We start from the raw sequence: 22,149 nt of genomic DNA, 5'->3' as shown, positions 1-22,149 counted from the left end.
TTAGTCATCGTATATCGACCAGGACGACGCTGATCGCGAGCAAGCTCACTCCTACAGGATGGCGATCAAGCGTTATTCAGCGCCTGAGCGGCTTCAAGCACCGCCGCCACATGCCCTGGCACCTTCACGCCGCGCCATTCCTTGCGAAGCACACCGTCCTTGTCGATCAGGAAGGTGCTGCGGTCGACGCCCAGGTATTCCTTGCCGTACAGCTTTTTCAGCTTGATCACATCGAACAGCTGGCACAGCGATTCGTCCTTGTCCGAAATCAGCTCGAACGGGAATTCCTGCTTGGCCTTGAAGTTCTCGTGGGATTTCAGGCTGTCGCGCGACACACCGAACACCGCCGTGTTGGCGGCCTTGAAGTCGGCGTGATGATCGCGAAAGCCCTGGCCCTGGGTGGTGCAGCCCGGGGTGCTGTCCTTCGGGTAGAAATAAAGGACGACTTGCTGACCTTTCAACGCCGACAGGCTGACCGCCTGTTCGCTGGTGGCCTGCACCTGGAAATCGGCAACGGGTTGGTCGAGTTCTACAGCCATTCGAGACTCCTTACATCGGTGCTTGAGGGCGCCATGGTTCGATCAGCGCATCGAGGTTGAGTGCATCGGCGAAGTCCAGGAACTGGTCACGCAGCCAGCTGATCTGGGTGCCGGCCGGCAATGTCACGGTGAACGTCGCGTTGAGCATGGTGCCGCCGGTCTGCGGTGCCTGATAGGTGTCGCAGATCAGGTTTTCCAGCTCGACGTTGTGGTCGATGAAGAACTGGCACAGCTCGTTGATGATGTCCGGGCGATACGCCGAACTGACGTAGGCCACGTAGGGTAGGGCTTCCGGACGGTTTTCCAGCGAAGCACTGCGCACCACATTGACGGTGAAGGCGTGTTTCTTCGCCAGATTGGGCAGACCGGTTTCCAGACGCGCCAGGGCGTCCCAGCTGCCGGAGATCTGCAGGATCAGCGCGCTGCACTCACCGTGGCGGGTGAGGCGTGAGCTGACGACCGAGCAACGGCTTTCGTTACTGGCGCGGCACAGCACGTTGGTCAGCTCCATTGGGTTGGCGCCAAGGGCACTGATGACAAGGAATTGTTCGCGAACTGTGGGGATGGATGACATGCAGCATTCCTAGACGATGAGCGGTCGGTACGCAGCAGGCCTTTGCCGGCGGGCTCGACGAACGAAGGCATCGTGACGTCGCTGCGCCCCACAGCCGCCAATCGCTGCCATGAGCCTGTCATGGCGCGCGATAACGACGCAGGGCGGGGGTAAGTGACGTCAAAATCGAGCAGTCGAACGAGCCGGGCAGATGACCCGTACCGATCAAAGACCGAAGGGTAGCGAAAACCGGCGCCGAGGGGAATGCTCGCCTTGTGCAAGGATCATGGCGCCAGTACCATTACCGCTCTCTTTTTCCGGCAGGAGCGGTTTGCATGATTGCGGGCAGTATGGTGGCACTGGTCACACCCATGGATGCACAAGGTCGTCTCGATTGGGACAGCCTGAGCAAACTGGTGGACTTTCACCTGCAAGAGGGCACCAACGCCATTGTTGCCGTTGGCACCACCGGTGAATCCGCGACGCTCGACGTCAACGAGCACATCGAAGTCATCCGCCGCGTGGTTCAGCAGGTCGCTGGCCGCATTCCGGTCATCGCCGGCACCGGCGCCAACTCCACCCGCGAGGCGGTCGAACTGACGACCAACGCCAAGAACGCCGGTGCCGATGCCTGCCTGCTGGTCACCCCGTACTACAACAAGCCGACCCAGGAAGGCTTGTACCAGCATTTCAAGCACATCGCCGAAGCCGTCGACATCCCGCAGATTCTGTATAACGTGCCGGGTCGTACTGCCTGCGACATGTCAGCCGAGACCGTTATCCGCCTGTCGAAAGTCAAAAACATCATCGCCATCAAGGAAGCCACCGGAGACCTGCAGCGCGCCAAGGCTATTCTTGCCGGCGTGAGCAGCGACTTCCTGGTCTATTCCGGCGACGACGCGACCGCCGTCGAGCTGATGTTGCTCGGTGGCAAAGGCAATATTTCGGTTACTGCCAACGTCGCGCCGCGCGCCATGGCCGACCTGTGCAAGGCCGCGATGGCCGGTGATGCCGATACTGCCCGCGAAATTCATGAAAAACTGATGCCGCTGAACAAGACCCTGTTCATCGAATCGAACCCTATTCCCGTGAAATGGGCCCTGCATGAGATGGGTTTGATGCCAGACGGTATTCGTCTGCCGCTTACCTGGCTCAGCGAGTCCTGCCACGAGCCGCTGCGTCAGGCCCTGCGCCAGTCCGGTGTATTGGTCTAATGAGGAAGCATTACGCAATGAAGCGACTGGCCGGACTTTCCGCACTAGCCTTGATTATCTCCAGCACCAGCGGTTGCAGCTGGCTTTTTGGCCAGGACGGTTATTTCCGCGATCGCAGCAGCGATTATCTGGAAGCGACCCAGAAGCCGCCGATGCAATTGCCCGAAGGCGTTCAGGAAGTCAAACGCCTGGACCCGTTGCTGCCGATCCCGCGCAACGTTGCCGACGACACCCAGAAGGGTGAATTCACCGTGCCGCGTCCGCAACCGCTGGCCACTGCTCAGGACTCCGGCGACTACACGCTGCAGAAGAGCGGCGACAACCGCTGGATTCTTGCCCAGCGTGCACCGGCTGAAGTCTGGCCAGTAGCGCACCAGTACTTCGAAGACAACGGTTTCCGCATCGCGGAAGATCGTCCGCAGACCGGTGAATTCAACACCACTTGGCAGCGCATGGACGAGTTGTCGGCATCGGTGGCCAAACGCATGGGTTCGAGTGGCGATGCCGGCAGCACCGAAACCCGCCTTCGCGTTCGTATCGAACCGGGCGTGCAGCGCAACACCAGTGAAATCTACGTGGTCAGCGTGCAGCGTCCGGCTGGCAGCAAAGATGACCCCGCATTCCCGTCGCGCAGCACCAATGTCGGCCTCGATTCCGTGCTGACCGACGACATGCTGGCGAGCCTGACCCGTACTGCCGAGAAGGGCGGTTCGGTGTCCTTGCTGGCGGCGCGTGATTTCGACACCCCAAGCCGTGTTTCCCTCAGCGAAGACGGCAGCGGCAACCCGGTGCTGAACCTGGGCGCGGACCTGGATCGCGCATGGTCGAGCGTCGGTCGTGCGCTTAACCAGGGCGACTGGCGCGTTGAAGACATCAACCGCAGCCTGGGCCTTTACTACATCAACCTGGCGGAAAAAGCCGACAAGCCTGAGAACAAGCCTGGCTTCCTCAGTCGCGTGTTCGGCAGTGAAGAGTCTAAGGAAGAGAAAGAAGCACGCGCCGAGCGTTATCAGGTTCGCCTGAGCAAGGTCGGCGAGAACGTTCAGGTGACGGTCGAGAAGAACATCAACACCGTGGCGCCGACCGAAGTCGCTCGTCGTGTGTTGAGCGTCATTCAGGACAACCTGGGTTAAGTGCGCTTCGCGGTTCTGGGCAGCGGCAGCCGTGGCAATGCCACGCTGGTTGCGAGCAACGACACGTACGTGCTGGTCGATTGTGGTTTCTCATTACGGGAAACCGAACGTCGGCTCGACAGGCTGGGCGTCAGTGGCAAACAGCTCAGCGCCATTCTAGTGACCCACGAACATGCCGATCATGTGCATGGCGTGGGTTTGCTGTCTCGGCGTTACGATGTGCCGGTGTACCTCAGCGACGGCACGCTGCGCGGCATGCGCAAGCCCGTGGAAGCCGGTCTTCGACTGGTGGGCGGGCAGGGGCTGCGCATCGGCGATCTGGGGATCGACGTGGTGTCGGTGGCTCACGATGCGCTGGAGCCGACGCAGTTCGTGTTCAACGACGGGCGCCGGCGCTTCGGCCTGTTGACCGACCTCGGCTCGTATTGCCCGATGGTCCTGGACAGCTACCGCGGGCTCGATGCCCTCATGGTCGAGTCCAATCACTGCCGCGATCTGCTTGCCCGGGGTCAGTACCCGTACTTTCTCAAGCAGCGTGTGGGTGGTGATCACGGTCATTTGAACAATCATCAGGCTGCCGGCCTGGTGAACGAGTTGGGATGGCAGGATCTGCAGCACCTGGTGCTGGCCCATCTGAGCAGCAAGAACAACCTGCCGCATCTGGCCCGGCAATGTTTCGTCGACACCCTTGGGTGCGACGAGGACTGGCTACAATTGGCCGATCAGGATTCAGGGCTCGACTGGCGAGAAATCGCCTAGCGTCCCAAACGGGCGACTCGCCCCCCATTATTCAGCCAGATTCAGCAAGCGGAGCCCATCATGGAAAAACGTGAAGAACTCTACCGCGGCAAAGCCAAGTCGGTTTACAAGACCGACGACGCTGACCGCTTGATCCTTGTGTTCCGCAACGACACCTCGGCGTTCGACGGCAAGCGCATCGAACAGCTCGACCGTAAAGGCATGGTGAACAACAAGTTCAACGCCTTCATCATGCAGAAGCTGGAAGCCGCAGGCATTCCGACCCAGTTCGACAAACTGCTGGCCGACAACGAAGTGCTGGTCAAGAAGCTCGACATGATCCCGGTCGAATGCGTCGTGCGTAACTACGCCGCCGGCAGCCTGGTCAAGCGCCTGGGCGTGGAAGAGGGCATGAAGCTCAACCCTTACACGTTCGAGCTGTTCCTGAAGGACGACGCCAAGGGCGACCCGTTCATCAACGACTCCCACGTCGTCGCGTTCGGTTGGGGCACCGCCGAGCAGCTGGTTCGCATGAAAGAGCTGTCCCTGAAGGTCAACGAAGTTCTGACCAAGCTGTTCGACGACGCCGGCCTGCTGCTGGTCGACTTCAAGCTTGAGTTCGGCGTGTTCAGCGACGGCTCGATCGTCCTCGGTGACGAATTCAGCCCGGACGGCTGCCGCCTGTGGGACAAAGAGACCCGCAAGAAAATGGACAAGGACCGCTTCCGTCAGGGTCTCGGCGATGTCATCGAAGCCTACGAAGAAGTCGCCCAGCGTCTCGGCGTACCGCTCTGATCCAGCGCTTCACGCGGAAAACGCTGCAAGCATCTGAAAGAACGCGAAAAAATCCGTAAAAAGGGTTCGCGTTCTTCGAACGAACTGTTATGATGCGCGCCGTTGGAGAGATGCCGGAGTGGCCGAACGGGACGGATTCGAAATCCGTTGTACTGGCGACAGTACCTAGGGTTCAAATCCCTATCTCTCCGCCATCATTTGAAAAGCCCCAGAAGCTATGCTTCTGGGGCTTTTTTGTTTCTGCCTCGCGTCAAATCACTGCGCGACGTCCTCTGCCGCCTTTGCTTCGTCACGCCTTGTTGCTCTTGAATAACTGCTGTCCAGAAAAAAGGCATGACCACTTGAGCCGCGCAACAGGCGAAAGGAGGGGCTCCGCAATCGGGGTTTCAGCAGCGCGAAGAGCGACGCCGCTGCATGACAGGGCCATGCAGCGGCGGAGGCTGGATCAAGTGGCTGGAAGGCCATGGTTCACTCGGTTTCAGGAGTATCCACCCGAGACCGTGGTGGCATGCGACGGCGTGTGTCGGCCGTTACGCCGATGGGGGAAGCCCGTTATCGGTAAGTGTTCTGACCCGCAGCGGGGCAGGTTCGCTCATGCCTCTACCCGTCCATACACATCTTCGATGCGGACAATGTCGTCCTCGCCCACATAGTCGCCACTTTGCACTTCGATCATCACCAGATCGATCACGCCGGGGTTTTGAAGGCGGTGCTGGTGGCCTGCCCGGATGTAGGTTGACTCGTTGGTTGCCAGCATCATTGTCTGATCGTCATTGACGACCACCGCCATGCCGCTCACGACGATCCAGTGCTCGCTGCGGTGGTGATGCATCTGCAGCGACAGCGAAGCCTTGGGCTTGACGACGATGCGCTTGATCTTGTAACGCTCGCCTTCTTCAAGAGTTGTGAAAGTTCCCCAGGGGCGGTGGACTGTCCTGTGGAATTTGTGCAGCGGATGGCCGGTCGCCTTGAGCGTTTGAGCGATGTGCTTCACATCTTGGGCGCAAGATTTGTGGGCAATCAGCAGCGCATCTGGTGTATCGACGATGAGCAGGTCCTCTACCCCCGTCAGCGCTACCAATCTGTTCTCGCTCTGAACAAAGTTATTCTTGGCGTTATGTGTCAGCAACTCGCCGTTAGAGCGATTCCCTGCGTCATCAGGAGCGGTCAACTCACTGATACTGTTCCATGACCCGACGTCACTCCAGCCGATGCTGCAGGGAATAGTGGCCACGCGTGCAGAGTGTTCCATCACGGCGTAATCAAAGGAGATGTCGATTACTTCATCAAACGACGGGGCATCCAGGGTCAGGCAGCGGTGGCCGGCTGCTTCAACCAGCCTTGAAGCTGCGATTGTTTTTGCTACTGCGGCGAGCAGGTCAGGGGTATGTCGTTCCAATTCGTCGAGAACGGTACCAACCTGAAAACAGAACATGCCCGAGTTCCAGAAATAGTTGCCGGCTTCGAGATAGCCCGCGGCCGTCTGCAGGTCTGGTTTTTCGACAAATCGGGCCACTCGCAGGCCATCACCCTTGTCCAGGGCCTGGCCCGCTTCGAGATAGCCGAAGCCGGTCTCGGCATGGGAGGGCTGGATGCCGAAGGTAACCATCCAGCTATTGTCCGAAAGCTCTACTGCCTTAAGTACTGCCTGTTCGAAAGCTGTCTGATCCTGGATCAAATGATCAGCTGCAAGCACCAACATGTGTGCATCTGTACCGTGTACGTCGCGTAAGTGCAGCGCCGCTATAGCAATTGCCGCTGCGGTATTACGGCCAAACGGTTCCAGTATAAAACTTTGCAGTATGTGAGCGCTGTCGAGGGTCCGGTAATCGTCTTCTGTCTTGAACAAGAGATCCCTGTTGGTAACAGTGATTATCTCGGTGACGTCGGGAAGTGCAGCGGCACGAAGAAAAGTCTTCTGAAGTAAAGTCTGGCCATCTGCAAGTTTCATGAAGGGTTTTGGGTGTGCTTCGCGGGAGGCTGGCCATAGGCGACTTCCTACCCCGCCAGATAGTATTACCGGAATTAACTTCAAGATGAGTCCTTAATAACCTAGCGGGGAGGTGACACTTAAAGATAGGCAGTTTAACTACCTGTTACCCCTCTGTCGGGGCATAGACTAAACCGAAGACGCATGATAGTGGCCGTGTGCCATATGGGCAATATTTTTCCGACGGACTGCATGCCCGTTTCTCGAGAGCACCGTAAAACCTGAGGCAAAAGGGCTCCCCGGAAAAGTTCCATCAAAGTCCATGTCGTAATATTGGCGCCGTAATAGCGCCAGTGATTTTTAAAATTCTTCAAAAAATCTTTTCCGGGCCTCTTGAAATCTTCTGTGACAGCATTATAGTGGCACCCCTCTGGAGATGGCTTCCAGGCGCCGCTTCGCCAAAACAAAAAAACACCGCAGCTATAACTTCCTTTTTGGTTTGCCTGTTATACGGCAGGTAACTTCGCATTTGTGCTGTCACAACACTTATTCGTCCGGCGCCCTTATAAGGGTGCCGGTCAGCTAGCGCCTGCGCACACTTTCTGCTGGCAGGCGGAATGAAGCTCGGTACTGTCCTCGATTTTCGTGCATGTCATAAGCGCGAGTAACGCACGTGATGATATCGACCTCCTCAATTTTGAGACCGAACCATGCCCGGCAATACTTTCGAATTGAGAACCACTCCTACAGGTGCTCATAGGCTGCAGACCCAGTCAAACATTGATTTGCTGCAATTGCTGCGCACCCTGTGGCGCAATAAATACAGCATTCTCGCACTGACTGCCGCAGTGGCCGGCATCGCCTCGGTCGTGGCCATTAACCTCACGCCGATCTATCGCGCAACAGCTGTTTTGCAGATCAGCGATAAGAACGCAAAGGTGGTGTCCTTCGATCAGTCCAAGACCACCGCAGATGCCGGCGCGGCCAACCAATACCTGGAAACGCAGTTCGAGTTGCTGAAGTCGCGCGCCATCGCAAGTCGCGTTGTGGCCACGCTTGACCTCAGCCATCACCCCGAATTCGACCCGACGCATAATTTTGGTTTGATTGCCCGAATGCAGGCGAGGCTCGCAGCGGTCGGTATTGGCAGTCCGGCAACGCCTAAGGTTCCACCGACTGAAGCACAGGTTCAGGATCTGGTCGCAAGTCGCTTCCTCGACAGGGTGCAGGTTGAGCAACTGGGTAAAAGTCAGCTGGTTCAGATTCAGGTCGACATGGCTGATGCCCAAGCGGCTGCACAGGCAGCGAACACGCTGACAGCTGCCTACATGGAAGGGCAGTTGAGAGCGACCGTGGGTGTGTCAAATACCGCCACGGCCTGGATGAACAGTCGTTTGGGCGAGTTGGCCGAAGTACTGAAAGAGTCCGAAGACCGGCTCCAGGCTTATCGCGAAGCAGAAAAACTGGTAGATGTTCAAGGCGTCAGCACGATCAGTGCAAGCGAGCTGTCCCTGACCGGCGAACGCATGATCGATGCGCGACGCCAGCGCGCCGAAGCCGAAAGTCAGTATCGCCAGGTGCAGAAAATGAGCGCAGGCGGATGGGAGAAGCTGGCCAGTGTCCCCGCCGTCCTGGCGGATCCGGTCGTGCAGAAGTTCAAGGCCGAGAAAGCCAAGGCTCAAGCCAAGGTCGATGAGCTGTCGAGCCGTTACGGCGATCGGCACCCCGCCATGGAAGCCGCCCGCTCGGATCTGACCGCCGCGTCAGCCAGCCTGCGTTCTCAAGTCGAGCAGGTGGTTGCCGGTATCGAGCGTGCGTATCAATTGGCCGTGGCCAACGAAGGCTCCCTGCAGAGCTCGTTCGACGCCAACAAGTCGCAAATTCAGGACATTTCTCGCAAGGAGTTCAAACTCCGCGAACTGCAACGCGAGGTGGATGGCAACCGCGCGCTGTACGACACATTCATGACGCGTTTGCGTGAAACCACGGCCACTTCCGACCTTGACACTGCCTATATCCGGGTCGTGGACCAGGCGGTTGCCCCGACTGCACCCATCAAACCAAAGAAATCGCTCCTGGTGGCACTCGCGGCCCTCATCGGACTGTTGATTGGCTGTGTGCTGACACTGATTCGTGAGGCATTGAACCCGACGTTCCGTAGTGTCGAGCAGGTAGAAAGCATTCTCGAGGTGCCGTTGTTAGGCGTGGTTCCAAAGGTCAAGGGGAGCACGACCGAGCTCGCGCGCATGTTCAGCAATGACAAGCGGCGCACATTCGCAGAGGCCATTCGCACGATCAGGACCGGCGTCTTGATGAACGATATCCAGCGTGCTCAAAAGGTCGTCCTGGTGACGTCTACCGTGCCTGGCGAGGGCAGGACGACTGTAGCGGTGAACCTGGCGGTTGCATTCGGCCAGCTGGAACGGGTGTTGTTGATAGATGCTGACTTCAGGCGCTCCAGGCTGACCGCCACCTTTGGCCTGCCGGTGACTACGCCTGGTTTGGGCAATCTTCTGGAAGGTAACGCGCCGCTTTCGAGTTGCGTACACCGGATCAACGACATCGATGTCTTGTGTATCGGTACTGCCGGCGCGCGTCCGCTGGAGTTGCTGGCATCGGGCCGTTTCAGAGCGTTGCTCAAGGACTTGGGCGAGCAATATGACCGGATCATTATCGATTCGCCGCCTCTGCATGCAGTAAGCGACGCCATCATGCTTTCCGGCAGCGCTGATGCAGTGATCTACGTGGTTCGTGCCGACGCCACCTCCCGCACCCAAGCGACCAAGGCCTTGCAGCGCTTGCAGCATAACCACGCCAACATCTCGGGTGTTGTGCTTAATCAGGTCGATATTCGTAAAGCGGCCAGTGGCGGTTACAGCTACGACGGTTTTTACGATTACTTTGATTACAGCGCCTCTGGCAGCCCTAAGCTGTCGGGCAAGTAAGGCTGCCCATGCGCGCTTATACGCTCAACCCCACATGGCAGCGCCCACTGGCGCAGGACGGGCAGTCATTCGGCACGTCCGTCTTCGTGCCGGCCGAACAGATCGATTACCGAATCGTCTGGCTGACGCTGCTGGCCGTGGGGTACAACGCTTTGCTGGCGATATTCAATGCGCATGTCGCCGGTATTGGTTTCAGTGCCGTCGCGGCCAGCGAAATTGTTATCCTGGCAGCCTGCGTACTGGTGTTGCTGCGTAGCGGTTTGACGCCCGATAGCGCCAATACGCTCTGGTTTTGTTGCGGATTTCTCGGCCTGGCGCTGTTAGTCAGTCTGTTGAATGAAAAGATCTTTGTGGATGCATTCCGCAATGCGCTGATTATCACCATCTTTGTCTGTCTGGGACGGCGCATAAACTTCAAGACGCTCGATCGCACGGTGCTGGTGTGCAGCAGCGTCGTGTTGGGCTTCCTGATTCTCGAATTGAGCTCACTGACGACCTATGCAGGCTTTTTCAGACCTGCGCAGTATTTCTTCGCGACTCGCGGCACCGAAGAGTTCGAGCTGGACGACAGCGGTCTGTTCCGTAATGCGCTGGGCTTTGCGGGTCGATTCTCTTTCGGGATCTTCGACGGGCCGCGTACGTCATCGATTTTCCTCGAACAGGTGTCGGCGGCGAACTATGCCGGGGTGTTATGCGTATTCCTGCTTGCGCTGTGGCCGCACCTTGGCAAGTGGTCGCGGCTGATCCATGCCTCCACCGCGATACTTATTATCGTCTCGAACAACACCCGTACCACGTCGATTCTATTTTTGGTCTCGGTGATGGGCTACTGGATCTATCCGCGTTTGCCGAAGTACCTGAACGTGTTGCTGGCGCCAGCGATCATCTGCATGGGCGTGGTCGTTTATCTGGCCAACCCCTACGCGGCCGGTGACGATCTCGTCGGCCGTATAGCCCACACAGGCCAAATCATCGTGAAGATGGGGTTTGCCGAGTACGCGGGTATGCGGATCAGCGAACTGGGCAAGCTGATGGATAGCGGCTATCCGTACGTTATTTACTCAAGCACGGTGCTGGGGTTGATCCTGCATTGGCTTTATGTGTGTTTCATCGTTCCGCAACACACGCCTGAACAACGGCGCTGCGCCTATGGACTGGCCGTATATACCTTCATGAATCTGTTGATTGGCGGCACGGCGATCTTTTCGATCAAGGTGTCTGCGGTGCTCTGGCTGCTGGTGGGTTTCATGTCTGCCCCGCAACGCAACTCTGTGTTGAGCACTCACTCTTTCGCACCTGTATCAGGGACGGTAAAACCGTGAAAATCATCCATATCGTCCGCCAATTCCGCCCCAGCGTAGGGGGCCTGGAAGATTACGTCGAGAACCTTGCCCGCGAGCAACTGGCTGCTGGCCACAGAGTGCTGGTGATAACGCTTGATACTGACTTCCAGACGGACGAAACCTTACCGGCGCGGGCTAACTATGACGGGCTAGAGGTTCAACGGGTGAGCTGGCGCTTTTCCCGGCGTTATTCCCTGTGCCGGCTCGACATGGCAACGTTGAATGCAGTCGATATTGTGCATGTCCACGCCATCGACTTCTTCGTGGACTACCTGGCTGCCATGAAGCGGCTGGGCGCCTTCACCGCACCGCTTTTGGTGTCGACGCATGGCGGATTTTTTCATACCGCCAAGAACCAGCGCCTGAAGCAATTGTTCTTCCGCACCGTCACGCGGGCCACGCTGTCCATGGCGGATGCCGTACTGAGTTGCTCCACCAACGATCAGGCCCTGTTCAGCAGCATCAGCAAGCAGGCGCAGTTGGTCAACAATGGTATCCGCTTGCGTAAGTTCGGTGCGTTGGCAGACGTAGAGCGCGGCAATGACATCGTCTACCTGGGCCGCTTCAGCTCGAACAAACGCATGCCCTGGCTTATCCAGGCGTACGCAGCGTTGAGCAACCCGCGCGGCAAATTGAAAATTATTGGCCGCAGCAAAACCGGCGACACGTCGACGTTAGTGGCGCTGATTGAGCAACTTGGTTGCGCTGACCGCGTTGAACTGGTGCTCGATGTGGGTGATGACGTGATCGCTCATCATCTGGCCACGGCTCGATTTACGGTAAGCGCGTCCGAGTACGAAGGTTTTGGACTGGGCGTTGTAGAACTGATGTCCTACGGACTGGTGCCATTACTGTGCTCGGCCCCGCCGTCCTTTAATGACTTCGTACGCGATTCGCAAAGCGGTCAGCTCTTTGACTATCAGTTCCAGGACTTCGAGCGGGCTTACGAGCGCCTGATCGGTCAATGGAATCCCTCTGCTGCCAATGCTGCGGTTTTATACGCCGAGCAGTTCTCCTGGGTGTCTGTCGCTCAAGACATCTTCTCGGTGTATGAGCGCGTTCTGGCCAGCACCTCTTCCAGGAAAGGGCGTGCGGCATGAGCGGGTCGGATACCTTGCAACCGCATGTCTGGAACGGTCAAACACCGCGTGCGGCTGCATCTGCACACCTGACGTTGACCTCGTTGCAATACCTGCGCGGCGTGGCTGCCTTGATGGTGGTGTATTTCCATGGCGTGCTGCAGCTGCAAAATTTCACCTCTGTCGCGGGAAGCTTTCCGTTGTTTGGTGAATCGGGAGTAGACCTGTTCTTCGTGCTCAGTGGCCTGTTGATGTGGATAACCACGGCTCGCAGCCAAACTACCCCTTGGGCCTTCATGCGCAAGCGGCTGCTCCGCATTGCTCCGCTCTATTGGGCGCTAACGATTGCCGCAGGCGTCGCTGCGCTGTTAGCGCCGACGTTGCTCAAAAGTACCGTCTTTGTAACGTCGCATTTCGTGTCGTCGCTGCTCTTTATTCCGGCGCAAAATCCTGCATTCGCAGAGACTGCGCCGGATAACCTGCTCTACACGCCGGTGCTGGTCCCCGGCTGGACACTCAACTATGAGATGTTTTTTTACCTGATATTTGCGCTGTGTATTCTGCTCAAGCCCTCGATGCGATTGGTGCTTATCCCTTGCGCGTTCGCGCTGCTGGTGTGGGCAGGCGTCGCAGATCTGATCGGCAACGGGCCTTTGAGCTACTACAGCAATCCGATTATTTTCGAATTCATACTAGGGATGGGCGTCGGGGTGCTCCTGCAGCGCCGCTGGTTTCTGGCTCCACTGTTTGCTGTCCTTGCCGCTGTCAGCGCCGCTGCGCTGCTGCTGTATGCCGACCTTCATCATGCGCCATTGCGTCCGCTGACTTTCGGATTGCCTGCGGCCGTCATCATCTATTGCATCTGCAGCCTGGAAGCAAAGAATCGCACCTTGAACATGCCACTGCTCCGTTTGCTGGGAGACGCTTCTTACAGCATCTATCTCACGCACGTGTTTTCTCTGGCCGCTTTGCGCATCATCTTCCTGCATTTCTCAGCAGACGCCGGGCCATCGGCACTCCTGTTTTTGCTAGCCGCACTCATCCTTTCGGCAGTGGTCGGTATCGTCACATACCGCTTGTATGAGAAGCCGGCCATGCAGCTACTGGAGCGGTTTAAATGAGCCGACTCTTGGGAACGCTGTTCCTCCTCGGGCTGCGCGCCAGCGGATTACTGTCGAAGTTTCTACTGACGTTATTCATAGCGCGGGAGATGACGCTCGCCGACCTCGGCTTTTATGGCCTCATCGCCGTAGGGGCGACCCTGGTGCCGGCGTTGTTCGGGCTGGGCCTCAATGGGCCGACAGGTCGCGCCTTGGTCGACCTCAATACCGAGGCCGCCCTGAAGCTGGGCACGACGCGCGTCGGCGTGACGGCACTTTTGCATTTGCTGCTGACGCCCGTGATCGTCGCCGTGCTCGCATTTGTCTTGCCTGCTGATCAACTTCCACTGATAGCTCTGGTGGCGATCACGCTGTTTTTGGAAAACCTGGGATCGGACCTTAACGCCATTTTGCTTTCCCGGTTCCGCGCGAACACGGCGGCGATCTTTCTCTTCATTCGCTCGGGTGCCTGGCCGATCGTGTTTATTGCTTGGGCATGGTTCGAGCCTGCTTATCGCACTATCCCGGCAATGATGATCTTCTGGCTGGCCAGTCTTCTGCTGATCGGCTTGCTGGTCGCCGTCATCATCGCGACTCAAGGCTATCTCAAGTCCATGGGGTTCGATGTTGCTCAGGCGCGGGAAATGATTGCCAAGGGCAGACATTTCTACTTGGCGGACATCGGCAATAACGGTGCGCTTTACCTTGATCGTTTTTTGGTCACCACCTTTCTGGGGCTCGAAGCGACCGGCATCTATACGTTCTTCTGGGCACTGACCAATGCAATCAACAATGTGATTTTGTTCGGCGTGACCAGCCCGAAGGCGCCTTCGATCATCGCCGCCGTCAATCAGGGCGACAAGAGTGTGATTCTGCGTGTGTGCAAAAGCATGCTCAAAGAGATCTGGCTTTGGTGCCTGGGCTTGTCAATCCTGCTGATCGCGGTGATGCCTGCGCTGCTTGCACAGCTGGGCAACGACAAATTCGATCAACACAAAGCCGTGTTCCTGATCATGCTGCTGGCCACCGTGCTGCGTACCGTTTCGGAGGGTATGGGCAACATACTCTATGCGCATCATCAAGACGCCCGGATTGCGCGAATTTCAATGGTCGCGATGGCGTTGTCTGCCGTACTTATCCTGGCGCTGGCGCCTGCCTTTGAACTGCCAGGTGTCGCCGTTGCCATGTTGCTGGCCGCAGTGTTCGTCTTCGTATGGCGGCAGCGTATCAGCGGAGCGCTGCTGGCATGAGCCTACCTTTCCTTTTAGCAACTGATACCCAGCCCGCATTCCACGGCTGGCAACTTGCGGTAATGCCCTTATGAAACTTATCACCACCAGCGGGGTTATCGCGCTCGGTTGCATGTCCTTCAACGCCTATGCGGATAAACCTGCCAGCATTGACGTGGCCGGCTTTGATTTCACGCCGACCCTCAAACTCAGCGAACGTTACGACGATAACTTTCGGGCGCTGCAGGACAGCCAGCGAGTGTCTTCGTGGATTACTTCGGTAAATCCGACATTGCTCCTGGAGGCGAACACCAGGAACACCGGCTATCAGCTGGAATATGCAATCGATGACCAGGTCTACCATGACGTCAGCTCCGCGAGTCACACCGACCAAAGCCTGGCGTTTCGAAGTGTGCTGCAGCTCAGTTCCATCAGCCGCGTGCACTATGACTTCAGCTACAAAAAACTGGAGCTGACCTCCGATACCGCCGACAACGTCGATAACGACCGTCTTACGCTGAAGCACGCCGGACTCGGGTACACCCTGGGAACAACTGAAGGCATGAACCAGTTGGATACCTCGGCCAACTACGAGCAGCGTCGTTACCAGAATGCCGACGGCATCAACGATGACAAGGAACGTAACACCACAGCGCTGGTAGGTACGTGGTACCACCGTCTTACCGGGAAAACACGATCGATTGCCGAAATACGTTACACGGACTTCGACTATCTGCAGACCCGGAGCGGACGCAGCTCGGTAGGTACCGCCGCTCTGGTGGGCCTGACTTGGGACGCGACCGCGCAAACCACTGGCAACTTGCGCATCGGCGAAGAGCGCAAGGATTTTACGGACAACGACAGGGACGATAAGAGCCCCACGTGGGAAGTGGGTGTGGACTGGAAACCGCTTACGTATTCGACCTTTTCGTTGAAAACCCGCAAGGCTTATGACGAAGGCGATGATGATGCGACGTCCATTCATCAAGTCAGTACAACGCTGGGTTGGAAGCACGAATGGTCTTCCCGGATCAAAACGGGCTTCGATATTGCCCACGCTGACCGTCAATACGAAGGACTTGCCCGCGACGACCGTCGAAATATCTATGGCGGGGAAGTGACGTACGCCTTGCGGCGTTGGGTCGGCATCACCGCGCGCGTTCAGCACACCAACAATGATTCGAACGACAGCAGCGAATCCTACACACGCAACCTTTATCTGCTGAGCCTTGAATTCAGCCTCTGAAGCAGAACACCGCAGTACAGGAGATTTGAAACATGATCATTAGATACGCGTTGATGGCGCTGTTGTTTGTTACCGGTCTGGTGACCGCGGCCGAGGCGCCTTACCGTCTTAGCTCCGGTGACGTCTTGAAAGTGAGCGTGTTCGGCGAGCCGGACCTGAGCTTTGAGGAAATTCGCCTGAATGACTCCGGTACGTTCAGTTATCCATTTATTGGCACCGTGGATGCACGCGCAAAAACACCATCGGAAGTGGAACAAGCGATCAGTAACAAACTGCGTGACGGTTACCTCGTTTCCCCTCGCGTGTCGGTGAGTGTTGTTACCTACCGCGATTTTTTCATCAGTGGTGAAGTCAAGAACCCGGGGGGGTATCCCTATGAACCTGGTTTGACACTTGACCGTGCCATTGCGCGGGCGGGCGGTCTTACTGAACGAGGTTCTGATAAGCGTGTGAGTATTATTCGTGGCAACGATGCCAGGCGCGGTGTTGAAAAGGCTACGTTGGGGACGGACATTCACCCGGGAGATGCAATCACTGTCGACCAGGGTTTCTTCTAATTAGCCGCTGACAAAACCGACTGGAAACAACCGGTCGGCGGACGGCCATTTTCGCAAAGTACGGGTGACTGAAAGTTGCCCTGACGCTGGAGTATTGCCTTTAGCTTCGTAGTTAACATTGGCGCGGTGCGTCGTGCGTAACGGTTGGCAGGCAATGTAATGAGACTAGTGAGGGTTTTAGATGATCGCTCAACGTACTAATCCTGCTGCCAATCGTCGCGGACTGACCTTCTGGGCACACTGGGCCGCCGCGCTCAGTGCTGTTTGCATGTTTTTGTTTGTGATGGTCATTCACCGTGTGGGCACTTTCAGCCCCGAATACCGCGCGCTCGCAACCATCACCGTCCTTGGGTCCGTGCCGGCGTACAGTTTTGTGCGGGTCTATCACAAACGATTTGGCTACATCGCCGGCTTGCTCAGGCTTCTGGTCGGCTGGACAATCCTGCTGTGTGGCGTTTTAGCTTTTGTATGGGTGGGCGGTTTTGAATCACTGGATAAAGAGATTCTCCGCGACTGGGCGGTGTGTGGCTTTGTCGTCCAAGCGTTGGCTTTTATCCCTCTGCGCTACCTGGCCGTGCGCCATGCGCGCCAACTGCGCGAAAATCGTACGTCGGTGATCATCGGCCAAGGCCCGATCGCTCAGGACCTTGCCCAGCGTCTGCGCCCGCGTGTACCGCTGCTTGGGATGCTCACCCTGGGACCTGACGAGCCCGTTGTGCAGGGCCCTTCAAAGGTGATCGGCCACTTGGGTGATCTTCGTGGAATGATTGAAGCGGGTACCGTTAGGCGCGTCTATATCGCTTTGCCGCTGGAACAAAACGCGCTGACCACCCAAATTTACATTGATCTGCTGGACATGAGTGTTGACGTTGTCTGGGTCCCGGACCTGAGTTCGATGCCTCTGCTTAACCAGTCCATCGCACAAATCGAACAGCTGCCTGCGATCTACCTTAACGAAACCACGCGCAGTTCTCACCCGGCTGCGGCATTTGCAAAAGAGTTGTTCGACCGCAGTCTGGCGTTGCTGGGCTTGTTGGCGCTGAGTCCGCTGCTGGTGGTTGTGGCGATTGCTGTCAAGGCGTCATCACCAGGCCCCGTGTTTTTCCGTCAGCCTCGCCATGGCTGGAACGGCGGCATCATTCGGGTCTGGAAATTCCGCTCCATGCGTGTGCATGCCGATACACCCGTTACCACCCAGGCCACACGCAGTGATCCTCGCATCACACGAGTCGGCGCGCTGCTTCGCAAATCGTCAGTAGATGAACTCCCGCAATTGATAAACGTGCTGATGGGTGAAATGGCGCTGGTGGGCCCTCGGCCCCATGCGGTCTCTCATAATCATTATTACAGCGACAAGATCCGGGCTTATATGGCGCGTCATCGCATCAAACCGGGGATTACCGGTCTGGCGCAAATCAGCGGCTTGCGCGGTGAAACCGAGACCATTGAAAAAATGCAACTGCGGGTCGCGAAAGATCTGGAATACATCAATCACTGGTCCTTGTGGCTTGATTTGAAGATCCTCGTCAAAACGCCCTTTACTTTGTTCTCCCGAAATATTTACTGATTAAGATAGGGTTCTCGCCATGGACGTTGTAAAACAAACCGGCAGTAAACTGCTGGGCCTGGAGATCATTCGGTTCGCGGCGGCGTTTGCTGTGCTGGTATGGCATTACCAGCATTTCTTCTACGTCGCCGATGCGCCCGTTGGCTTTATCAGAGAGCAACAGCCGTTTTATGGATTGCTGAAACTTTTCTATGAATATGGCTACTACGGCGTCCAGGTATTCTGGTGCATCAGTGGGTTCATCTTCTTTTGGAAATATCGGGATGTTCTGGCGGCACGTCTGATGTCGCCTGCAAAGTTTTTTGTGTTGCGTTTTTCCCGGTTGTACCCGCTGCACATCGTGACGCTGTTCATTGTCGCCGGACTGCAGGTGGTGTATTTCAGTGGCCATGGCCACTACATGGTCTTTATGTTCAATGACCTCAAGCATTTTGCATTGCAGCTGTTTATGGCCAGCAATTGGGGCTTCCAGGATGGCGAAAGCTTTAACGGCCCCATCTGGTCAGTGTCCATTGAGGTACTTGTCTACCTGGGTTTCTTCCTCGGCCTGAGGGTGTTGGGAAAGTCAGCACTGATCAATATTGCCGTGGTGGGAGGCTGCGCGGCGCTAAAGGTTGCGGGCCTGCACACGCCCATCCTTGACTGCTTCGCTGTCTTTTACATCGGCGGATTGTCGGCCATCGCGCTGCGTTATTTCAGAGACACCCGATTCCACAAGCTTCTTACCATCGTCGCCTGCTCCCTGCTCGTCATCGTACCCGTCGCCGCAGGTATCACCGGTCTTGCAAGCCGCGGCTCTTTTGCGCCTCTGTTCTTGATGTTTTATGTACCCATACTGCTTTACGTCGCGGCAACGGATTTCAAGGTCTCGCCGCCATTGCAGCGAATGATCGAAGTGTTGGGGAATCTGACATATGCCAGCTACCTGATCCATTTTCCGATTCAGCTCTGCGTCGCCATTGCGTTTACTGCTCTGGGGATGGCCATCCCTGGATACAGTCCGCTGCTGTTTTGCTGCTTCGTCGGGATCACGCTGCTGCTTTCCTATTTCGTATTCAAACATTTCGAAATGCCGGCGCAGCGGTTCATCCGTGATGCTTACAAGGGCCGACAACCACTGCCTGAAATGACTCGCGGTGGTCGTATCTGATGACTGAAGGTCGGGTAGGGCAGCACGCTGCGTCAGAACCGGCCTTTGCACTCGCCGGAGTTCACAAACGGCGCAAGCGTTTTCCATTGCGGGCGGTCCACACCATTGGCGGGTTCAATGGACAGCGGGTAGCTGCCCCACATGGAGCCCGCGGCCCAATAGGCGACGGGAATGCAATGCGCCTTCAGGTATTGGAGGAGCAATTTGCCAGCTTCGTGCCAGCGCGCATCATCCCCTGGGAAGCCAAACTCGCCGATATGGCCCTGTTTACCGTTGCGCTCGAGCCATTCAACAAACGGCTTGGCGCGGTCGACGCCCACCATCGGATCGAACAGCAATCCCGGGCCGCTCTGGTAAGTCCCGCTTCCATTGCTATCCAGGTAAAGGTGCGCCGAGAAGATCAACTGATCGGAAGGGTCTTTGAGGTCAAGAAGATCATCGTTGAGCGCGGGCCAAAGCGCCGCGCTGGACCATGCACGTCCTTCGACGTAGATAGGGCGGGTCGTGTCAACGGAGCGCACGCCGTCAATGCCCGCCTGAGCGGCGGCAGGCCAGCCGGCATCAGCCTTATCGTGCGGCTCATTCATCAAGTCGTAGCCATGAAGCCCGGCTCTGTTGTGCCATCGTCCGGCGATCCGGCTCCAGAGATCGCGGTAAGCGGCCAAAGGCACTTCACTCGAACCTACGGCCTTGCCACGGTAAGCCCCGTAGTTGTGAATATCCAGAATGGCAGTCATGCCTTTCTGGCTCACTTGGGTCAGGAACGTGTCGATCAACGCCGCGTAGGCGGGATCGAAATCGCCGTTGAGGCGCGGCTGCAATCGTTCCCACAGTATCGGGAAACGTATCACCTTCAAATGCCTGACACGCCACTGTTCAAGGTCATTCAACGTCGGAAAAAAATAGTTGTAGCCCAGGGTGCCGGGCAATTTCTGTTCTCCAAATGCGGCACCCGCAAGGTTGATTTGCACCAAAGGAAGATTCGCCGACTGCACCGCGTTGATCACCATCATGGGGCTCAGCAGCAGACCGCATGAAAAGAGAAACCTGTTTCCGAACATTTTCAAGGCATCAAATCCTTCAATGGGTGTTGGGCCATTATCTACAATCGAGAAATATATGACACAGGTAAATAGTACCGAGAGCGCGTTGGATTGGCTGTCGCTCCTCGATGCAGTAGGTTATGACTCGCTGCTCACGCAAATTGCCCACACCGATAAGCCATTGGTCGTGGGGTTCTTGAATCAGCATGCCTATAATCTAATTGAACAGCGTGCCGATGTTAGAGATAGCTTTGAAAAAATAGACTGTCTGCTTCGTGATGGGATAGGCATCAAGATGGCCTGCAAGTTGAATGGCCTCTATCCGGGTTTGAATCTCAATGGTACTGATTTTATTCCCAATCTTATTGCGAGACTGGGCGAAGGCACACCTCGCCCGATCCAATACTTTGCTTTTGGTACTCAGGAGCCTTGGCTGACCCTCGGCGCCGAAGCACTGACCGGGTCCAGAGACATTGTCTCGCTTGACGGATTTCAGTCCCCGGGAATGTATGTAGATATGTTTAAAGCCCGGCATATCGCCTCGAGTCTCGCTGTGATTATTCTTGCCATGGGTATGCCCAAGCAGGAACAGGTTGCGCAGCTGTTGAAGGCACAAATAACGGGGCCTGCAATCATCGTTTGTGGGGGTGCGATCCTTGATTTTGCATCAGGCCGTGTGGACCGAGCTCCAGAGATCATGCGCCGTACGGGAACGGAGTGGCTCTACAGACTGTGCAAGGAACCCAAGCGTCTGTGCCAACGCTATGTCATCGGGATTCCGGTGTTTTTCATGTATGTGCTTCGCAACATTATGAGAGGCGAAGCCACACAATCCGCAACAAAAGCCGGCGCAACCACAGCGGTCAATCCGTCCGGGCGCAGTGAACAACCGGTACTCGCTTCCCAGGCAAGGCCCGAAGCCTCCCCGACGGGTAACCCAGTTAAACCTGTGGAACAGGTGTCGGTGGTCGAAGTGGAGACTCCGAATAAAGTTTCTACGAGAGGGCAGTAAAGAGTAGCCCGGCCTAACCCGGCAGTAGCGGATATTCGAACGGGCTGTCATGGAACTTGGCGAACGCTGATTCCATGTCCAGGATCACTAAAGTGCGGCGGCGTTAGCAAGGATAAATGATGGACATTACGGCAAATGCTTCGGCAATTATATTGGGCGTGGTGGAGGGGCTCACAGAGTTTTTGCCTGTCTCCAGCACCGGTCACCAGATTATCGTGGCGGATCTTTTGAACTTTGGTGGTGAGCGCGCAATGGCGTTCAATATCATTATCCAGTTAGGCGCCATTCTTGCGGTGGTGTGGGCCTTTCGACGCAAGATCTTTACCACCGTCGGCGGTTTGAGGACTCAGCCCGCGTCCCGGCGCTTCACGGCCAACCTTGTTATTGCCTTTCTTCCTGCCGTTGTACTGGGTGTCTTGTTCGCCGATACCATTCATGAGTACTTGTTCAACCCGATCACCGTTGCGGTCGCTCTGATTGTTGGTGGATGTGTGATGTTGTGGGCGGAGAAGCGTAATCATACCGTTCGCGTGGAGGAGGTGGATGACATGCGCTGGAGTGATGCCCTGAAGATAGGGTTCGCTCAATGCCTGGCAATGATCCCCGGAACCTCGCGCTCCGGGTCGACGATAATCGGTGGATTATTGTTCGGAATGTCGCGGACGGCTGCGACCGAATTTTCATTCTTTCTGGCGATGCCCACCATGGTCGGTGCAGCCGTGTATTCCGGCTATAAATACCGCCACCTGTTTGTCGCCGAGGACTTGCCCGTATTTGCCCTTGGCTTTGTGGTGTCGTTTGTCTTCGCGATGATTGCCGTGCGCGGTTTGTTGAAGTTCATCGCAAGCCACAGTTACGCAGTGTTTGCCTACTACAGAATTGCGTTCGGTTTGCTGATTCTCATGACCTGGCACTTCCATTGGGTTGACTGGTCCACAGCCCAGGGATGAGTCCCTGCTGCTGCCACTCAGTGCCG

General features: G+C 56.7%; 19 protein-coding genes and 1 tRNA gene. 16 read left to right on the top strand and 4 right to left on the bottom strand.

The annotated features are described in order from the left end of the window. Positions 1 to 65 precede the first annotated feature (65 nt). Both ACYAR8_RS09530 and ACYAR8_RS09525 read right to left on the bottom strand, forming a co-directional pair. The gene (locus ACYAR8_RS09530) at positions 66 to 539 is read right to left on the bottom strand and encodes a peroxiredoxin (RefSeq protein WP_074890687.1); all 474 of its coding nucleotides are present in this window, start codon (positions 537 to 539) and stop codon (positions 66 to 68) included. A gap of 10 nt (positions 540 to 549) precedes the next feature. Further along, positions 550 to 1,113 (bottom strand): glycine cleavage system transcriptional repressor, encoded by a 564-nt coding sequence (locus ACYAR8_RS09525; RefSeq protein ID WP_037014004.1) that lies wholly within the window; start codon positions 1,111 to 1,113, stop codon positions 550 to 552. Positions 1,114 to 1,427: 314 nt separating this feature from the next. Between ACYAR8_RS09525 and dapA the strand changes: the two genes are divergently transcribed. From dapA to ACYAR8_RS09500, 5 genes are all read left to right on the top strand, one after another. After that, entirely contained in the window at positions 1,428 to 2,306 is an 879-nt protein-coding gene (gene dapA, locus ACYAR8_RS09520) for a 4-hydroxy-tetrahydrodipicolinate synthase (protein ID WP_074890685.1), read from the top strand. Between the two features lie 17 nt (positions 2,307 to 2,323). Beyond that, positions 2,324 to 3,439 carry an outer membrane protein assembly factor BamC gene (bamC, locus tag ACYAR8_RS09515; protein ID WP_463579729.1) on the top strand — a complete coding sequence of 372 codons (1,116 nt, stop codon included), beginning with the start codon at positions 2,324 to 2,326 and terminating at the stop codon, positions 3,437 to 3,439. After that, positions 3,440 to 4,198, top strand: a complete 759-nt coding sequence (locus ACYAR8_RS09510; RefSeq protein WP_108122119.1) for an MBL fold metallo-hydrolase — start codon at positions 3,440 to 3,442, stop codon at positions 4,196 to 4,198. 60 nt (positions 4,199 to 4,258) lie between these two features. Next, positions 4,259 to 4,972, top strand: a complete 714-nt coding sequence (purC, locus tag ACYAR8_RS09505; RefSeq protein WP_037017287.1) for a phosphoribosylaminoimidazolesuccinocarboxamide synthase — start codon at positions 4,259 to 4,261, stop codon at positions 4,970 to 4,972. Positions 4,973 to 5,076: 104 nt separating this feature from the next. Next, positions 5,077 to 5,166, top strand: a tRNA-Ser gene (locus ACYAR8_RS09500). Between the two features lie 398 nt (positions 5,167 to 5,564). Here ACYAR8_RS09500 and ACYAR8_RS09495 read toward each other — a convergent pair. Beyond that, positions 5,565 to 7,007 carry a mannose-1-phosphate guanylyltransferase/mannose-6-phosphate isomerase gene (locus tag ACYAR8_RS09495; RefSeq protein WP_108122117.1) on the bottom strand — a complete coding sequence of 481 codons (1,443 nt, stop codon included), beginning with the start codon at positions 7,005 to 7,007 and terminating at the stop codon, positions 5,565 to 5,567. A 605-nt stretch (positions 7,008 to 7,612) separates the two neighbouring features. Here ACYAR8_RS09495 and ACYAR8_RS09490 point away from each other — a divergent pair. From ACYAR8_RS09490 to ACYAR8_RS09450, 9 genes are all read left to right on the top strand, one after another. After that, positions 7,613 to 9,847 carry a polysaccharide biosynthesis tyrosine autokinase gene (locus ACYAR8_RS09490; RefSeq protein WP_108122116.1) on the top strand — a complete coding sequence of 745 codons (2,235 nt, stop codon included), beginning with the start codon at positions 7,613 to 7,615 and terminating at the stop codon, positions 9,845 to 9,847. Positions 9,848 to 9,855: 8 nt separating this feature from the next. After that, positions 9,856 to 11,169 (top strand): hypothetical protein, encoded by a 1,314-nt coding sequence (locus ACYAR8_RS09485; RefSeq protein ID WP_463579728.1) that lies wholly within the window; start codon positions 9,856 to 9,858, stop codon positions 11,167 to 11,169. Next, positions 11,166 to 12,290: a glycosyltransferase family 4 protein gene (locus tag ACYAR8_RS09480; protein WP_108122112.1), complete on the top strand. Its 1,125-nt coding sequence runs from the start codon at positions 11,166 to 11,168 to the stop codon at positions 12,288 to 12,290. The genes ACYAR8_RS09485 and ACYAR8_RS09480 overlap by 4 nt, the downstream gene beginning before the upstream one ends. Beyond that, positions 12,287 to 13,390 carry an acyltransferase family protein gene (locus ACYAR8_RS09475; protein ID WP_463579727.1) on the top strand — a complete coding sequence of 368 codons (1,104 nt, stop codon included), beginning with the start codon at positions 12,287 to 12,289 and terminating at the stop codon, positions 13,388 to 13,390. Before ACYAR8_RS09480 ends, ACYAR8_RS09475 begins: the two co-directional genes overlap by 4 nt. After that, positions 13,387 to 14,619 carry an MATE family efflux transporter gene (locus ACYAR8_RS09470; protein ID WP_108122108.1) on the top strand — a complete coding sequence of 411 codons (1,233 nt, stop codon included), beginning with the start codon at positions 13,387 to 13,389 and terminating at the stop codon, positions 14,617 to 14,619. The genes ACYAR8_RS09475 and ACYAR8_RS09470 overlap by 4 nt, the downstream gene beginning before the upstream one ends. A 112-nt stretch (positions 14,620 to 14,731) precedes the next feature. Continuing rightward, the gene (locus ACYAR8_RS09465) at positions 14,732 to 15,844 is read left to right on the top strand and encodes an outer membrane beta-barrel protein (protein WP_463579726.1); all 1,113 of its coding nucleotides are present in this window, start codon (positions 14,732 to 14,734) and stop codon (positions 15,842 to 15,844) included. Positions 15,845 to 15,876: 32 nt separating this feature from the next. Further along, positions 15,877 to 16,401 (top strand): polysaccharide biosynthesis/export family protein, encoded by a 525-nt coding sequence (locus ACYAR8_RS09460; protein ID WP_108122105.1) that lies wholly within the window; start codon positions 15,877 to 15,879, stop codon positions 16,399 to 16,401. Between the two features lie 181 nt (positions 16,402 to 16,582). Next, positions 16,583 to 17,968, top strand: a complete 1,386-nt coding sequence (locus ACYAR8_RS09455) for an undecaprenyl-phosphate glucose phosphotransferase (RefSeq protein ID WP_108122103.1) — start codon at positions 16,583 to 16,585, stop codon at positions 17,966 to 17,968. A gap of 19 nt (positions 17,969 to 17,987) precedes the next feature. Further along, positions 17,988 to 19,118, top strand: a complete 1,131-nt coding sequence (locus ACYAR8_RS09450) for an acyltransferase family protein (protein ID WP_108122101.1) — start codon at positions 17,988 to 17,990, stop codon at positions 19,116 to 19,118. 32 nt (positions 19,119 to 19,150) lie between these two features. Here ACYAR8_RS09450 and ACYAR8_RS09445 read toward each other — a convergent pair whose 3' ends face one another. Next, positions 19,151 to 20,131, bottom strand: a complete 981-nt coding sequence (locus ACYAR8_RS09445; protein WP_463579725.1) for a glycoside hydrolase family 5 protein — start codon at positions 20,129 to 20,131, stop codon at positions 19,151 to 19,153. Here ACYAR8_RS09445 and ACYAR8_RS09440 point away from each other — a divergent pair. Both ACYAR8_RS09440 and ACYAR8_RS09435 read left to right on the top strand, forming a co-directional pair. Then, positions 20,118 to 21,173 (top strand): WecB/TagA/CpsF family glycosyltransferase, encoded by a 1,056-nt coding sequence (locus tag ACYAR8_RS09440; RefSeq protein WP_463579724.1) that lies wholly within the window; start codon positions 20,118 to 20,120, stop codon positions 21,171 to 21,173. The genes ACYAR8_RS09445 and ACYAR8_RS09440 overlap by 14 nt on opposite strands. Positions 21,174 to 21,292: 119 nt before the next feature. Continuing rightward, on the top strand, positions 21,293 to 22,123 hold the full coding sequence (locus ACYAR8_RS09435; protein ID WP_108122098.1) for an undecaprenyl-diphosphate phosphatase: 831 nt from the start codon (positions 21,293 to 21,295) through the stop codon (positions 22,121 to 22,123). Positions 22,124 to 22,149 lie beyond the last annotated feature (26 nt).

Source organism: Pseudomonas sp. HP_01 (assembly GCF_055284355.1).
Note: the sequence above shows the minus strand (reverse complement) of the source record. Positions and strands in the feature narration are given on the sequence as shown.